Genomic DNA, 16,104 nt, shown 5'->3' with positions numbered 1-16,104 from the left:
GGGAACGGGACGGCGCCACTCTGCCGCCGGCCCCGCTCCCGGTTCAAATCAAGCTTTTATGTCAAGCCCGACAGGTCTCGCCCACAGCCGTCAGGCGAGGTCGAAGACCAGAACCTCGGCGTCGTTGGCCCGGTCCAGCGTAACCGCCTCCTCGTCCGTCAGCGCGGCGCCGTCGCCGGCCTTCAGCAGGGTACCGTTCAGATGGACCCAGCCCTGGGCGACCTGGACCCAGGCATGGCGGCCGGGGCGCAGGGTCAGTTCGGCGCTCTCCTCCCCGTCCAGCAGGGTGGCGTAGAGATCGACGTCCTGATGGATGGTGAGGCTGCCGTCGCGGCCGTCACGCGACCCGACCAGCCGCAGCTTGCCCCGCTTCTCCGCGGCGGGGAAATCGGCCTGCTGGTAGCCGGGCGCCAGGTTGTTGGCTTCCGGCAGGATCCAGATTTGCAGGAAATGCACCGACTCCGTGTCGGAGGCGTTGTATTCGCTGTGGCGGACACCGCGGCCGGCGCTCATCACCTGGACCTCGCCCGGACGGATGACCGACCCGGTGCCGATGGAGTCCTTGTGTTCCAGCGCGCCGTTCAGCACGTAGGAGACGATCTCCATGTTGGCGTGCCCATGGGTGGGAAAGCCGGCGCCGGGGATCACGCGGTCCTCGTTGATGACCCGCAGGGCGCGGAAGCCCATATTGGCCGGGTCCAGGTAATGGCCGAACGAGAAGCTGTGGTTGCTGTTGAGCCAACCCATGTTGGCAACCCCACGCTCATCGCGATAGCGGATGGTGATCATGATGGAACCTTCCCTTGCCGTTGGGGTGTGTGCCGTTGTCTGGAGAGAAATTTGGCACCGGCAGGGATTTGGAACAATCTCATGATTTCGCACTAGATTGTCCTTACACAGGACACAATATCATCTGGCCAGCGGCACTCCCACCGCGAACACGGTTCCCCGTCCCTCGACCGAGCGTACCGCCACCGGGTGGCCGAGCAGCCGGGCGAGGCGTTCGACGATGGCGAGACCCAGCCCGATGCCTTCGCTGCGGTCGCGGTCGGGGCGGTCGAGCTGGACGAACTCTTCGAAAATGCGCCGGCGGTCGGGCTCGGCGATGCCGCGCCCGGTGTCGTAGACTTCGATCCACAGCCTGCCGCCACGGGTGCGGCAGCCGACCAGGACGCCGCCGGTCTCCGTGTAGCGGATGGCGTTGGCGATCAGGTTGCGGACGATGCGCTCCAGCAGGGCCGGGTCGCTGTGCACCACCACGTTGGTCGGGACGGCGCGCAGCCGCAGGCCCTTGGCCTCCGCCTGCCCGGCGAACTCCGCCTCCAGCTGGTCGAGCAGGGGGGAGAGCGGCAGTTCGACCGGATTCGGCGTCACCACCCCGGATTCCAGCTTGGAGATGTCGAGGATGGCGTTCAGCAGGTCGCGCATCGACCGCTGCGCCGCCTTCAGGTCGGTCAGCAGGGCCGCCGCCTTGCCGCTCTGCGGCTGACGCTCCAGCATGCCGGTGAACATGCCGATGGCCTGCAGGGGTTGCTGCAAATCGTGGCTGGCATGGGCGAGGAAGCGGGACTTGGCGCGGTGGGCCTGCTCCGCCGCGGTCTTGGCGGCGTGCAGCTCGGCCGTCCGTTCGCGCACCTGCTGTTCGAGCGTCGCATTGGCCCGCTCGATGGTCTCCGCCATGTGCAGGATTTCGGCGAACTGGCGGCGGACCTGCCGGGTCATCGGCCGGAAGATCGCCAGCGCTTCCACTGCCAGGATCAGCAGAGTGGCCAGCAATGCGGCCAACCCCAGCCGATGCAGGGTCTGGAATCCGGCCTCCCCCTCCTCCTGGTAGAGCGCCACCATCTGTTCCAGCCGCTCCAGCAGCGGTCCCAGTGCCTGGGCGGTGATGCGCTCCGCCTCGACCGGGTCCGGCGGCTGGCCGGCGGACGCTGCGGCGATGACGCGACGCAGGGCGGCGATGTGTTCGGCCACCGCCGGGTCCAGCGGATCGGGGCCGCTGGAGAACAGGTCCTGCGGTGGTGGACCCAGCGGCGGTCCTTCCTCCGCTCCGGCCCGGCCGCTCAGCCGATGGTGGGCCGCTTCGAACATGTCGGTGGTTTCGGCCAGCTGCCGTGCGAGGTCCGTGCGCAGCGCCGGCTCGGCCGCGGTCTTCAGCCGCTCGACCAGAAGGGCCGTCCGCTGCGACAGCATGCGCTGGCGGCCGGAGACGTTGACGACCTCCAGCATCCGTTCGTGCTGGCCGATCACCCGCTCGGTCATGACGAATCCGGCCAGCGTGCCCAGCGCGATCAGCGTCAGGGCCAGGGCATAGCGCAAGGTCATCCAGCGGGCCGTCGTGCCGATCGGTATCATTCGCTCATCCCCTGGCCATGGTCGCCCCGTCGCCGACGGCGATCATGGAACAGCCTGCCGCATTGCAGCAAGGAGCGAGCCTAACGGTGACGCTATGATGCTTCGGTAAAGCCGCAAACCTCCAGCGCTGCCCGCATGTGCGGCGGGACCGGCGCCACGGCGCCGACCGGATCCCGCTTCGGGTAGAGCGGCAGCGAGATGGCGCGGGAATGGAGGTGCAGCGGCTTGCCCTCCGGCCCGCCATATTGCGGATCGCCGATCAGCGGACAGCCGATGGAGGCGCAATGGACGCGGATCTGATGGGTGCGGCCGGTGTGTGGCGTCAGCTCCAGCCAAGTCAGCCCGTCTGCCTGCCCGCGCACGGCATAGTCGGTCACCGCCGCCTGCCCGTCGGGCGACCCGACGATGCGCCAGCCGCCGGTCTTGTTGGAAATCTTGGCAAGCGGCAGCTCGATTCGTCCGGACTCCTGCGGCGGCGTGCCGGTGACCACTGCCCAATAGGTCTTATCGACCTTGCCATTCTGGAACAGGATGCCGATCTTGCGCAGAGCCTTGGCGTGGCGGCCCAGGATCAGGCAGCCCGACGTGTCGCGGTCCAGCCGGTGGGCGAGGGCGGGCGGCTTGGGGAAGCCAAAACGAAGCGCGTCGAAATGCCGCTCCAGGTTCGGTCCACCGGCGGGACCGGCATGGACCGGCAGCCCGGCGGGCTTGTCGAGGATCAGCATCAGCCCGTCTCGGTACAGGATGCGGTCTTGGATTTGGGCGGGTGTCACGGGCTACTCATCCCCAGGCACGGGAAATCAAAAGGTCGATGGCGGCGATGATGCGGTCGCTGTCGTCGGCGAGGGAGCAGACTTTCTCGCCGAGCTGGCCGGCTAGGACCGACGCGAGCTGGAGAGGGTTCAAAATCACATCATGGCCTTCAATCACGAACAGCGGCGTCAAGGACGGCTCTGTGCTCCGAACCTTGCTGGCCAGCAACAGCGGCGCAATTACCCTGCGAGCCGATGCGTCGAAACGTTGTGATTGCACAATCACCAGATACGGAATGCCTGAGCGCGTCGCGGTTCGGTTCCTATGTACATCGAACTGAGCCATCACAGGTGGTCGAGATGTTCGTCGGCGAAAGAGCCATATCTGGAGTCGAAGTCGTTCAGCGCATTGATCGTGGCATCCAGGCGACGTTCACGATCCGCCTTCGCCACCTCGTCGGCCAGCATCTTTTCGACCCGTTCCGACAGGTCGCCGGGAAGGGACTGGGCGCGTTGCAGGATGTCCTCGTCCAGCGACAAGGTGATGTCCCGCTTCGGCGCGCGCCGGTCATAGACACCGTCCATTGCAAAGTCCTCCCCAATCCCGATGCCCCAATCCCGATGCCCCGATCCCGCTGCGATGAAGATAGGCGCCCCCGGTGCCATCCCGCAAGCGGGCAGGAAAAGGGCGCGGGGCCTCCTGCAAGGCGCCGCGCCCTTTCACGTCCTGTCAGCCCGGATCAGGCGAGCTTCAACTCCTTGAAGAAGTCGTTGCCCTTGTCGTCGACGATGATGAAGGCCGGAAAGTCCTCCACCTCGATGCGCCAGATGGCTTCCATGCCGAGTTCGGGATACTCGACGCATTCCACCTTCTTGATGCAGTCCTGGGCCAGACGGGCGGCGGCACCGCCGATGGAGCCGAGATAGAAGCCGCCATGCTGTTTGCAGGCCGCCGTCACTTCCGCGCTGCGGTTGCCCTTGGCCAGCATGACCATGGAGCCGCCGGCCGCCTGGAACTGGTCGACGAAGCTGTCCATGCGGCCCGCCGTCGTCGGCCCGAAGGAGCCCGAAGCGTAGCCTTCCGGCGTCTTGGCCGGGCCGGCATAGTAGATCGGGTGGTTCTTGAAATAGTCCGGCAGCGGCTCGCCGGCGTCCAGGCGGGCGCGCAGCTTGGCGTGGGCCAGATCGCGGGCGACGATCAGCGGGCCGGTCAACGACAGGCGGGTGCGGATCGGGTACTGGCTCAGGGTCGCGCGGATCTGCTCCATCGGCTGGTTCAGGTCGATCCTGACGACGTCGTCCGACAGATGCTCGCCGCCGATCTCCGGCAGATACTGGGCCGGGTCGGTCTCCAGCTGCTCCAGGAAGATGCCGTCCTTCGTGATCTTGCCCACCGCCTGACGGTCGGCCGAGCAGGACACGCCGACGCCGATCGGCATCGAGGCGCCGTGGCGCGGCAGGCGGATGACGCGGACGTCATGGCAGAAATACTTGCCGCCGAACTGGGCGCCGATGCCCATGTTCTGGGTCAGCTTATGGACCTCGGCCTCCATCGCCAGATCGCGGAAGGCATGCGCGTCCTCGCCGCCCTCGGTCGGCAGATTGTCGAGATAGCGGGCCGAGGCCAGCTTCACCGTCTTCAGGTTCTGTTCCGCCGACAGGCCGCCGATGACGATGGCGAGGTGGTAGGGCGGGCAGGCCGAGGTGCCGAGATAGCGGATCTTGTCTTCGAGGAACTTCAGCAGCCGGTCGGGCGCCAGAACCGACGGCGTGGCCTGATGCAGGAAGGTCTTGTTGGCCGACCCGCCGCCCTTCGCCATGAACAGGAACTTGTAATAGTCCTCGCCCTCGGAATAGATGTCGATCTGGGCCGGCAGGTTGTTCCGGGTGTTCTTCTCCTCATACATGGAGATCGGCGCCAACTGGCTGTAGCGCAGGTTGCGCTTCAGGTAGGCGTCGCGGGCGCCTTCCGACAGGGCGGTCTCGTCGCCGCCCTTGGTCCAGACGCGGCGGCCCTTCTTGCCCATGATGATGGCGGTGCCGGTGTCCTGGCACATCGGCAGGGTGCCGGCGGCGGCGATGTTGGCGTTCTTCAGCAGGTCGAGCGCCACGAAGCGGTCGTTGCCCGACGCCTCCGGATCGTCCAGGATCTTGGCGAGCTGGGCCAGATGGCCCGGACGCAGCAGATGGTTGATGTCGGAGAAGGCAGCCTCGGCCAGCAGGCGCAGACCTTCCGGCTCGACCTTCAGGATCTGCTCGCCGTCGAAGTCGACGACCGAGACATGGTCCGAGGTCAGCTTGCGGTAGGTCGTGTCGTCCTTGGCGAGCGGAAACAGGCCGCGGGCTGAGGCGATGTCGTCGGGCATTGGGGCGTTCCTTTGACGAACCTGGCGTGACGATCCAACGGCCACCATTCGCCTCCGAGGGACGCGCCCGGCCGGGCGCGCGAAGGGGGCAGGCCGCGCTCGGCCCCCCTTATACACCGCTGCGGGTCTGAGACAACCATCGGAGAGAGTAACTGCGCGCGACGGTTCGTCGTCGGCCGAAGACGGGCAAAAGAAAAGGCCGGTACACCGCAATGGTAATACCAGCCTTTTCTTCCCGTCACTGACGCCGGCTGTTTACGCCGCCGCCTTCACCCGTTTGTCGACCGCCGCATGGGCCTGCGGTGCCGGCTCGGCCGGGGCCCCGACCCACTCGCCGTGGGCCGGGATTTCCTCGCCCTTCATCACCAGGGTCAGCGGCCCCAGGCGGGCGAAGTCGCCGACATGGGTGTCATAGAGCACCGTGGCGCCGGCCCCGACGGTGACGCCGGTCCCGACCGCCACCCGGCCGACCTTCATCACGCGGTCCTCGTACAGGTGGGTCTGCAGGGCAGACAGGGCGTTGATCGCGCTATAGTCGCCGACCGACACGCAGTCGAACTCCGTGATGTCGGTGGTGTCCATGTAGACGCCCTGGCCGAACTTGGTGCCGAACAGGCGCAGCACCCAGGGCAGCATCGGCGTGCCGCGCAAATGGTCGAGCAGGACCTTGCCGGCCAGACCCCAGTACAGCACGGCCACCGCCTCGGTCCGCATGGCCCACCAGGACCACATCGGCTTCATGGTCGGGGCGTAGCGGCCCATCAGCAGCCACTTCACCAGCGCCACCACCAGCACCATCGCCGCGGGGATGGCGACGCTGACCGCCAGGAACTGCCAGGCGAAGTCGCCCCAGCGCTGGTCGAGGATGGCGGGAGCGAAGAACTCCACCGCGAAGGTGCCGAAGGTGATGAACAGCATCGACGGCATCGACAGGCTGAACGCCTCGAACACGGCGCGTCCCAGGCGGCGGGCGCGCGACGGCTCGAAGGTCCAGTTGGCCGACACGTTGTCGAATTTCTGGCGCACCGGCAGCTTGATCGGCGGGCTGCCGAACCAGGTGTCGCCGGCCTGCATCTCGGCGTTCGCCGGCGGCTTGGACTTGATGCCGATCAGCGTACCGGTGGGGATGCACGCACCGGGCGGGACCACGGCGTCGTTGCCGACGAACACGCGGGCCTCGGTCTTCACCGGCTGCAGATGCATCCAGCCACGGCGGATGTCCTCGTCGCCCAGCACCACCTCGTCGGCGATGAAGCATTTCTCGCCGATCTCCACCAGATCGTAGCGGCCGGCGAGGTTGGTCGAGATCTCGGCGTCGCGGCCGATCTTGGCACCCATCAGACGGTACCAGGCCCGCATGTAGACGGTGGCGTAGAGCGAGCTGAGGGTTTCCAGCATCACCTCGGTCGCCAGCGCCACGACCCATTTGCGGACGTAGAACCAGCTGTGGACCGAATAGGACCCGGCTTCCACCTTCGGCAGCACGATCCAGCGCATGGCGGCGATCAGCAGCACGGTGAAGGCGACCAGGAACATGGCGGTCGGCCAGGCGATGGCGGGGACGTAGTAGAGGTAGTTGACCTTGAACACCCCGCCCATCCAGGCGTCGAGCTTGTCGAACAGGTAGAAGGCCGGGAAGATCGGGATCAGCGCCACCGGCGGCAGGCCGACCAGGGCGACCAGATAGATCAGCGTCTGGGCGGCGCGCTTGACGACGCCGGCGCGCGGCTCCTCGGGAATGGCGGCGCGGTCGACATTGCCGACCTTGCGGGCGGGCGAACCGTCCCACTGTTCATAATCGCCGGTGTGGGTGCCGGCGGCGAGCGCGGTCAGGTCGGCCAGTTCGGTGCTCTTGCCGACGACGGCGTCGTGGCCGATGACGCAGGAGGTGCCGATATAGGCGTCCTCGCCGATCTCGATGGTGCCGATCACCAGCTCGTTGCCGATCACCTCGGCATTGGCCATCTTCACCTTGCCGCCGGTCGAGGCGCCGCGGCCGATGCTGACCAGATCGATGGCGCCGGATTCGAATTCGCCGATCATCGCATCGGCGCCGACCTTGGCGCCGAGTGCGCGCAGGAGCAGCCGCATCACCGGCGACCCCTGGAACCACTTCAGGTGGACCAGGGCGATGAAGCGCTGGGCCAGCCACCAGCGGTAATAATAGACGCCCCACAGCGGGTAGCGGCCCGGCTTGGTCCGGCCGATGATCAGCCATTTCGCTGCGACGGCGATGGCGACGGTGGCGATGTTGATGACGACGTAGACACCGAACATCGTGGTGATTTCGCCGAAGATCCCGGCGTCCTCGCCAGACAGCAGCATGTAGCTGACGAACACGCCAAGCCACTGCACCGTCATCAGCGCCAGGATGATCGGCAGCGCCGCGGCCTGGGCCAGACCGCACAGCAGGCGGCGGCGGAGCGGCGGCGGATCGAAGGACAGGTCGGCGGGTGCCGCGCCATGCCTCGCCGGGGCCTTGGCGTCCAGCCGCTCGGCCATGGCGCGCAGCGTGCGGGCGCCATAGACGTCCTGCAGGGTCAGGCTGGCCAGCCCGGCGGTCTCGCGCACCGCCGAGACGAAGCGCGCCGCCAGCAGCGAATGGCCGCCCAGGTCGAGGAAGAAGTCGGCTTCCAGCGGGATCGCCTGGCCGGGGAAGACGCGGCGGGCGGCCTCCAGCAGCGTCGCCTCGGTCGGGTTGCGCGGTTCCTCCTGCTCGCCTGCACCGGCATCCTCGGTCAGCGCCATCGCCTGCAGGGTCTTGCGGTCGGCCTTGCCGGAGGTCAGGCGCGGCAGCTCCGCCACCTGCTCGTAATGGGCGGGCACCATGTAGGCGGGCAGCTGGGCGCGCAGCGCGTCGCGCAACGCGGTCTTGTCGAGGGAACCGCCCGGCTGCGCGACCAGGAAGGCGACCAGACGGTCCAGCCCGGTGTCGTTGCGCAGCACCACCGTGGCCTGGGCGACGCCCCGCAGGTCGGTCAGCTTCGCCTCGATCTCGCCCAGTTCCAGCCGGAAGCCGCGGATCTTCACCTGATCGTCGATCCGGCCGTGGAAGCGCAGGTTGCCGTCGGCATCGACGCTGACCGCGTCGCCGGAGCGGTAGAGCAGCGGGTCCTGTGCGCCCGTACGGAACGGGTTGGCGATGAATTTCTCCGCCGTCAACTCCGGCCGGCCGAGATAGCCCTGGGCCACGCCGGGGCCGCCGATCAGCAGTTCGCCCTGGGTGCCGGGGGCCACCGGCTGCAGCGCCTCGTCCACCACATAGCAGGTGTAGTTGGGGATCGGGCGGCCGATGGTGACGGGGGTATCGGGATGGACCTCGGCCACCGTGGCGACGACGGTCGCCTCGGTCGGGCCATAGCTGTTGAACAGGCGCCGGCCCGGCCGGCACCAGCGCGAGGCGACGGCCGGCGGGCAGGCCTCGCCGCCCAGGATGACGACGCGCAGGGACGGGACGTCCTTCGGCAGCATCGCCAGCAGGGTCGGCACGGTGTCCAGCACGGTGACGCCGGCCTCGGTCAGCACGTCGGCCAGCCGGTCCGCCTCGTCCAGCACCTGGCGGCTGGCGACCCACAGGGTGGCGCCGGCCAGATAGGGGACGAAGATCTCTTCCAGCGAGAGGTCGAAGGCCACCGAGGCGCCCTGGAACGCCACGTCTTCGGCGGTGATGCCGTAGACGCTGTTGGCGGCACGCAGGTAATGGCAGATGTTGCGATGGCTGATGACGATGCCCTTGGGCTTGCCGGTCGAGCCCGAGGTGTAGATCGCATAGGCCGGGCTGTCCGGCGTCACCCCGTCGGCCCGCAGGTCGAACGGCCGCTCGTCGCCTCCCGTCATGGTGCTCAGCACGTCGCCGATGCGCAGAACCTGGACGTCGGCACCGGCTTCGGCCAGTGTCGCCGCCTTCGCACCGGTCACCAGGTCGATCAGGATCGCCGGGGCGGCACAGTCGGTCAGGCTGACCGCCACGCGCTCCGCCGGGGCGTCGGCGTCGAAGGGCAGATAGGCGGCGCCGGCCTTCAGGATGCCCAGCAGAGCCACATGCAGGTCGAGCGACCGTGCCATCCACAGCCCGACGAAGCAGCCGGGGCCGATCCCCCGCGCCCGCAGCCCGTGGGCGACCCGGTTCGCGCGGGCGTCCAGCTCGGCATAGGTGACGCGCCGGCCTTCATAGACGATGGCCGTGCGATCCGGATGCGCTGCGGCGGTCGCCTGCGGAATATCGGACAACAGCTCGTCGCGCAGAAAGGACGGGTCGACCACGCCGCTCAGCGTCGGGACCGTCGGAGCGGCAGTCCACGGAGCGGAGATCGTCGATTGACCGGCCGGGGAAACGTCGGTCGGGCCGTTGGCCCGCGCAGTCAGCAGAGTCACGCTGTGTCAGCCTTCCAAAAGGAATCAGCGCGGTGGCGCCGAACGGACCCGATCGTCTTGCGGTCCCGGCGGTCGGCTGAACGCGGCGAGGAGCCGCTCTCAAGTTGTGGCGCTTTATGGTTAACGAATGCTTGCCAATCGGCGTGGCGGCACCCGTACCGATGGGAGAGGACAGGTCTTGGGCTGCCCAAGCGCCGCGAAAGAAACATTCGCCCGACCGAAAGAAAGAGGAAGAACCGACGGCAGCCGGATACATGCGGATACATGAAGGAACCTGCTAGGGCCTTCATGATCCGTTGAGCGGCGACGGTCAAGCTTATCCTCATGGAGCGGAGCCGAAGGGCAGCCCCATGTGTCGGGGCCATCACAGAGCCTCCGGATCGGTGACGTCCGCAATGGCAGGCACCGCATGCCGTTCCGGTTGCCGGTGTTCGACAGTGTCGCAACCAAGACCAGAATAGGGACCAGAATAGGCCTCCCGGATGGGTGGGCATCGACGGACCACCGCCTGTACGACGGCAGCCCGCATCCGCCTCCGCGGAGATGTGGTGTCGCTCCCCGCATTCCGCCATTCGGCCTATGCATGGCTGAGGCTCCGGGATTCCGGGTTCGGCATGGATCTTCATGATGGACATCATTCAAAAGTCTATTGATGATGATCGTCATGAATAATTTGCCGGCATGGTCGAACCATGCTGGCCGGATGAAGGTCAGGAGAAGGTCATGAGCATTGCTGTGAACGCGACCGGGGCGGACATGAACGGGCGGGTCGCCCTGGTCACCGGCGGCACGTCGGGCATCGGCCGGTCGACGGCCCTGGCCTTTGCCGGAGCGGGAGCGACGGTGATCGTCACCGGCCGGCGCGAGGCGGAGGGGCTGGAGACGGTGGAACTGATCGGTCGTGCCGGCGGCATCGGCCGCTTCGTCGCCGCCGACGTCGCGGAGGCGGCGGAGGTCGCCGCTCTGTTCGAGCGGATCGAACGTGATCATGGCCGCCTCGACGCGGCCTTCAACAATGCAGGCATCCATCAGGTCGGCCCGGTGACGGATATGGAGGAGGCCGCCTTCGACCGGATATTGACCGTCAACGTCAAGGGCGTCTGGCTTTGCCTGAAGCATGAGCTGACGATCATGCGGCGCCAGGGCCGCGGCGCGGTCGTCAACACCGGGTCGGTTCTGGGGCAGATCGGCATGGCCGGCAACGCCGCCTATTCCGCCAGCAAGGCGGCGGTGGAGGGTCTCACCCGCACCGCGGCGATCGAGGTCGCGGCTTTCGGAGTGCGCGTCAACGCCGTCTGCCCGGCGATCATCCAGACGCCGATGTCCCAGGCCTCCTTCGGTGGGGCGGAGCAGGTGGAAGCGCTGCTGGGGCCGCGTCATCCCGTCGGCCGCGTCGGCCGGCCCGAGGAAGTCGCCGCGGCTGTGCTCTGGCTCTGCTCCGACGCCGCCGGGTTCGTCACCGGCCAGTCGATCAACATCGACGGCGGTGTGACCGCCCAATAAGTCCGGTTCCCGCAATCCCGGGGATCCACTGGAGACACCGACGATGCTGTCCACCCCCCTCGCCGCCGCCCTGGCCCGGCGCGACATCCATTACGCATGGGTCGTCGTCGCCGTCACCTTCCTGTCCATGCTGGTGTCCGCCGGTGCGGTCGGCGCGCCCGGCGTCCTGCTGCTGCCGCTCCAGCGCGAATTCGGCTGGGACACCGCCGACATCTCCACCGCCATGGCGATCCGCCTGCTGCTGTTCGGGCTGATGGGGCCCTTCGCCGCCGCGATGATCAACCGCTTCGGCGTCCGCCGCATGGTGCTGTCCTCCCTGACGCTGGTCGGCGGCGGGTTGCTGGCCTCGCTGGCGATGCGGGAGGTCTGGCAATTGATCCTGCTGTGGGGCTTCGTCGTCGGCTTCGGCACCGGCCTGACCGCCATGGTGCTGGGCGCCACCATCGCCACCCGCTGGTTCGTCGCCCGCCGCGGGCTGGTGATCGGGCTGCTGACCGCCAGTTCCGCCACCGGGCAGTTGGTCTTCATGCCGCTGCTGTCGATGCTGACGGAAGCCTATGGCTGGCGCACGGCGATCGCCCTGCTGTGCGGCATGATCGCGGTGGCCGCGCTGGCGATGCTGGCCCTGATGCGCGACCGCCCGGCCGACCTTGGCCTGTCCGCTTTCGGCGAGGTCGAGAATGCGGCGCCTTCCGCTCCTGCCGGCGCTATCCTGGCGGCGGCGCTGGGAGCCCTGCGCGATGCCGCGGTGACCCGGACCTTCTGGGTGCTGTTCGCCACCTTCTTCATCTGCGGCGCCAGCACCAACGGCCTGATCCAGACCCACCTCATTCCGCTCTGCGTCGATTTCAACGTGCCGGAAGTGCAGGCGGCCGGATTGCTGGCGCTGATGGGAATCTTCGATTTCGTCGGCACCGTCGGGTCGGGCTGGCTGTCCGACCGCTACGACAACCGCTGGCTCCTGGTCTGGTATTACGCCTTGCGTGGCCTGTCGCTGCTCTATCTGCCCTATTCCGATTTCACACTCTACGGCCTGTCGGTCTTCGCCGTCTTCTACGGTCTGGACTGGATCGCAACCGTCCCGCCGACCGTACGCCTGACGGCCGATCGCTTCGGGCGGGAGCGCGCCAGCCTCGTCTTCGGCTGGATATTCGCCGGGCACCAGTTGGGTGCTGCCGCCGCGGCTTTCGGTGCCGGCCTGTCGCGCACCGCTCTGCAGAGCTACCTGCCGGCCTTCGCCACTGCCGGCGCCCTCTGCCTGCTCGCGGCGGTACTGGTGCCGATGATCGGCAGCCGTGCCAAGCCGGTGGTGGCGGAGGGATGAGGTCCTCTTGAGGACTCTATGGTTCTGCAGGATTTCCGAGCCCGCCCATCCGTGGGCGGAGTTCGGAAACCCTGCTCAGCCCTCCAGATGTTCCAGTGGCAGGGAGGTGCGGTAGCGCACCTGCTTCAAGGCGAAGCTGGAGCGGATGTTGGCGACGCCGGGGATGCGGGTCAGGTGTTCCTTCAGGAACCGTTCGTAGCTGGCGAGGTCCGGCACCACCACCCGCAGCAGGTAATCGGCGTCGCCGGTCATCAGGTAGCATTCCAGCACCTCCGGCCGCGCCATCACCGCCGCCTCGAACCCGTCGAGGCGTGCCTCCACCTGCCGTTCCAGGCTCACATTGACGAAGATATTGACCGGCAGATCGACGGAGGCCGGATCGACCAGCGCCACGTAGCGGGCGATCACCCCCGCCTCCTCCAGGGCCTTGACCCGCCGCAGGCAGGGGGAGGGCGACAGGCCGACCCGCTCCGCGAGCTCGTTGTTGGGCAACCGGCCGTCCTGCTGAAGGGCGGCCAGGATCTTGCGGTCGATGCGGTCGAGGGGTTGCTTTGGCATTGGATGCCGTTTCCCATGCTGTCCCAGCATGCGATGCTAAAGCGGAACCGCAGCCGGCGCCACTTCGCAAGCACCTGCCGAATCACAAATGATAGGCTCTTCCAATCATAACCCCTGTGCCATAACCCCCGTCGGGAGCAGACCCATGACCGCGATCCAGCCGCCCTCCGCCGATCTCGCCTGTCTGGCAGAACTGGAGCGCAAGGTACTCTGGCTCGCATCCTGGACCATCCACAACGCCAACCACGTCCGTCCCAACCTGGACGGGCTGAAGATCGGCGGCCATCAGGCCTCCAGCGCCTCGATGGCCACCATCTTGACGGCGCTCTATTTCTCGGCCCTGCGGCCGGAGGACCGGGTGGCGGTGAAGCCCCACGCCAGCCCGATCTTCCACGCCATCCAGTATCTGCTCGGCAACCAGACGCGGGAGAAGCTGGAGAATTTCCGCGGCTACAAGGGCGCCCAGTCCTACCCGTCCCGGACAAAGGACGTGGACGACGTCGATTTCTCCACCGGCTCGGTCGGACTGGGGGTGGCGCAGACCCTCTTCGCCTCGCTGGTCCAGGATTACCTGAAGGCCAAGGGCTGGGCCGCCAGCTTGCCCGAGGGCCGCATGGTCTCGCTGGTCGGCGATGCCGAGATGGACGAGGGCAACATCTTCGAAGCCCTGCAGGAGGGCTGGAAGCATGGCGTTCGCAACACCTGGTGGATCGTCGACTACAACCGCCAGAGCCTGGACGCGGTGATCCGCGAGGGGCTGTGGGAGCGGCTGGAGAACATCTTCCGCGCCTTCGGCTGGGACGTGGTGATCCTGAAATACGGCACCCTGATGCAGGAGGCTTTCAAGGAGCCGGGCGGCGAGCGCTTGCAGCACTGGATCGACACCTGTCCGAACCAGCTTTATTCGGCCCTGACCTATCAGGGCGGAGCCGCGTGGCGCCGCCGCCTGATGGACGATCTGGGCGACCAGGGCGACGTCACCCGCCTGATCGAGCGCCGCAGTGACGAGGAACTGGCCCAACTCATGGGTAATCTCGGCGGCCATGACCTGCCGTCTCTGCTGGAGGCCTTCGCCCGGGCCCGCACCCACGACCGTCCGGTCTGCTTCATCGCCTACACGGTCAAGGGCTTCGGCTTGCCGCTGGCCGGCCATAAGGACAACCATTCCGGCCTGCTGACGCGCGAGCAGATGGACGGCTTCCGCACCGCCAACAAGGTGCGGCCCGGGCACGAATGGGATCGCTTCGAGGGCCTCGCCCTGCCGGAAGCCGCCTTGGAGGAGTTCCTGCGCTGCGTTCCCTTCGCTCGGAAGGGGCGGCGGCGCTACGAGGCTCCCGCTGTCCCGGTGCCCGCCACCTTGGCGACCCCGACGCAGAAGAGCCTGTCGACCCAGGCCGCCTTCGGGCTGATCCTGAACGAGATCGGGCGGGAGCGCTCTCCGCTGGCCGAACGCATCGTCACCACCGCGCCCGACGTGACGGTCTCCACCAATCTCGGCGCATGGGTGAACCGCCGAGGCCTGTTTGCCAAGAGCGAGATGGCCGACTTGTTCAAGAAGGAGCGCATTCCTTCCACCTACAGCTGGGAATTTTCGCCGAAGGGCCAGCATCTGGAACTGGGCATCGCCGAATCCAACCTGTTCATCCTGCTGTCTGCGCTGGGATTGTCGCACAGCCTGTTCGGGGAACGGCTGCTGCCGATCGGCACCGTCTACGATCCCTTCATCATGCGGGGCGCCGACCAGCTGAACTATGCCTGCTACCAGGATGCCCGCTTCATGTTGGTGGCGACGCCGTCCGGCATCACGCTGGCGCCGGAGGGCGGGGCGCATCAGTCCATCGCCACTCCGCTGGTCGGCATGGCCCAGGACGGGTTGGCCTATTTCGAGCCGGCCTTCGCCGATGAGCTGGCCGTGGTGATGCGCTGGGCCTTCGACTACATGCAGCGGGACGGGGAGGGGACACCCGGCGAGCGGAACTGGCTGCGCGACGAGACCGGCGGGTCGGTCTATCTGCGCCTGTCGTCTCGTGCGTTGGAACAGCCGACCCGGACGATGGACGAGGATCTCGCCCGCGACATCGTCGATGGCGCTTATTGGCTGCGCCGGCCGGGACCGAATGCCCAGGTTGTGATCGCCTACACCGGTTCAGTGGCGCCCGAGGCCATCGCCGCCGTCGGGATGTTGGGGGAGGACCGACGTGACGTCGGGTTGCTGGCGGTGACCTCCGCCGACCGGCTGAATGCAGGCTGGAGCGCCGCCCAGCGGGCGCGCGAGCGCGGTCTCGGCCATGCCCGCGGCCATATCGAGCGGCTGCTGGAGGGAGTGCCGTCCAATTGCGCCCTGGTCACCGTGGTCGACGGCCATCCGACGACGCTGGGCTGGCTCGGTTCGGTCGCCGGTCACCGTACGCGAGCGTTGGGGGTGGAGCATTTCGGCCAGACCGGGACCGTTGCCGACCTCTACCGCCACTATGGCATCGACGCCCACGGCATCGTGGCGGCTGCGGAGGCGGCTTCGCCCGGCCGGCCTGTCCGCTATCTGCGGGCCATCAGCTGATCCGACGGAGAGCGCGCCGAAGTCCTCCGGTCAGAAAATCGTCATTGAGGTGCAAAAAAGCGCTTGCGCGGTTCGGGGCGAGGCGCCTATAAACCGCTCCACCGACGGCGGGGCGCAGAACGAAGCGCGGCGCCGGCGGCAGAAACGGATAAAGAAAACAGCAGCTTAGCTGTTTAATCTTCCGGCTTCGACCGAAATTCTCCGGTCACTCTGACCCGATCCTCTGAAGAAGGGGATGCGGAAGAGCGGCCGGTGCGACGCGTCTCAGCGTTGCGGGTTCTTTGACAAGTACATACCGTGTTGTGAGAAGGGATG

General features: G+C 67.3%; 11 protein-coding genes. 3 read left to right on the top strand and 8 right to left on the bottom strand.

The features are described from left to right. Positions 1-90: 90 nt before the first annotated feature. The 7 genes from JHL17_RS12990 to JHL17_RS12960 all read right to left on the bottom strand — a co-directional run bounded on the left by JHL17_RS12990 (position 91) and on the right by JHL17_RS12960 (position 9,847). Positions 91-789, bottom strand: coding sequence for a pirin family protein (locus JHL17_RS12990; RefSeq protein ID WP_200193715.1), 699 nt, complete (start codon positions 787-789; stop codon positions 91-93). A gap of 120 nt (positions 790-909) precedes the next feature. Continuing rightward, positions 910-2,355: an ATP-binding protein gene (locus JHL17_RS12985; protein ID WP_200193713.1), complete on the bottom strand. Its 1,446-nt coding sequence runs from the start codon at positions 2,353-2,355 to the stop codon at positions 910-912. Positions 2,356-2,447: 92 nt separating this feature from the next. Next, on the bottom strand, positions 2,448-3,128 hold the full coding sequence (locus tag JHL17_RS12980) for a pseudouridine synthase (RefSeq protein WP_200193711.1): 681 nt from the start codon (positions 3,126-3,128) through the stop codon (positions 2,448-2,450). Positions 3,129-3,135: 7 nt separating this feature from the next. Beyond that, positions 3,136-3,453: a CcdB family protein gene (locus JHL17_RS12975; RefSeq protein ID WP_200193709.1), complete on the bottom strand. Its 318-nt coding sequence runs from the start codon at positions 3,451-3,453 to the stop codon at positions 3,136-3,138. Then, positions 3,453-3,692: a type II toxin-antitoxin system CcdA family antitoxin gene (locus JHL17_RS12970; RefSeq protein WP_200193707.1), complete on the bottom strand. Its 240-nt coding sequence runs from the start codon at positions 3,690-3,692 to the stop codon at positions 3,453-3,455. Before JHL17_RS12970 ends, JHL17_RS12975 begins: the two co-directional genes overlap by 1 nt. A gap of 155 nt (positions 3,693-3,847) precedes the next feature. After that, the gene (locus JHL17_RS12965; protein WP_200193705.1) at positions 3,848-5,473 is read right to left on the bottom strand and encodes a fumarate hydratase; all 1,626 of its coding nucleotides are present in this window, start codon (positions 5,471-5,473) and stop codon (positions 3,848-3,850) included. 255 nt (positions 5,474-5,728) lie between these two features. Beyond that, entirely contained in the window at positions 5,729-9,847 is a 4,119-nt protein-coding gene (locus JHL17_RS12960) for a Pls/PosA family non-ribosomal peptide synthetase (protein WP_200193703.1), read from the bottom strand. 723 nt (positions 9,848-10,570) lie between these two features. Here JHL17_RS12960 and JHL17_RS12955 point away from each other — a divergent pair. Further along, entirely contained in the window at positions 10,571-11,350 is a 780-nt protein-coding gene (locus JHL17_RS12955) for a glucose 1-dehydrogenase (protein WP_247893512.1), read from the top strand. A gap of 43 nt (positions 11,351-11,393) precedes the next feature. After that, positions 11,394-12,674, top strand: a complete 1,281-nt coding sequence (locus tag JHL17_RS12950; protein WP_200193701.1) for an MFS transporter — start codon at positions 11,394-11,396, stop codon at positions 12,672-12,674. Positions 12,675-12,749: 75 nt separating this feature from the next. Here JHL17_RS12950 and JHL17_RS12945 read toward each other — a convergent pair whose 3' ends face one another. Beyond that, complete coding sequence (locus tag JHL17_RS12945) at positions 12,750-13,232, bottom strand: Lrp/AsnC family transcriptional regulator (RefSeq protein WP_200193700.1); 483 nt, start codon at positions 13,230-13,232, stop codon at positions 12,750-12,752. A 145-nt stretch (positions 13,233-13,377) separates the two neighbouring features. Here JHL17_RS12945 and JHL17_RS12940 point away from each other — a divergent pair, with 145 nt between their 5' ends. Continuing rightward, positions 13,378-15,789 (top strand): transketolase-like TK C-terminal-containing protein, encoded by a 2,412-nt coding sequence (locus tag JHL17_RS12940; RefSeq protein WP_200193698.1) that lies wholly within the window; start codon positions 13,378-13,380, stop codon positions 15,787-15,789. Positions 15,790-16,104: the final 315 nt, after the last annotated feature.

Source organism: Azospirillum endophyticum, from assembly GCF_016595245.1.
GTDB classification, from domain to species: domain Bacteria; phylum Pseudomonadota; class Alphaproteobacteria; order Azospirillales; family Azospirillaceae; genus Azospirillum; species Azospirillum endophyticum.
Note: the sequence above shows the minus strand (reverse complement) of the source record. Positions and strands in the feature narration are given on the sequence as shown.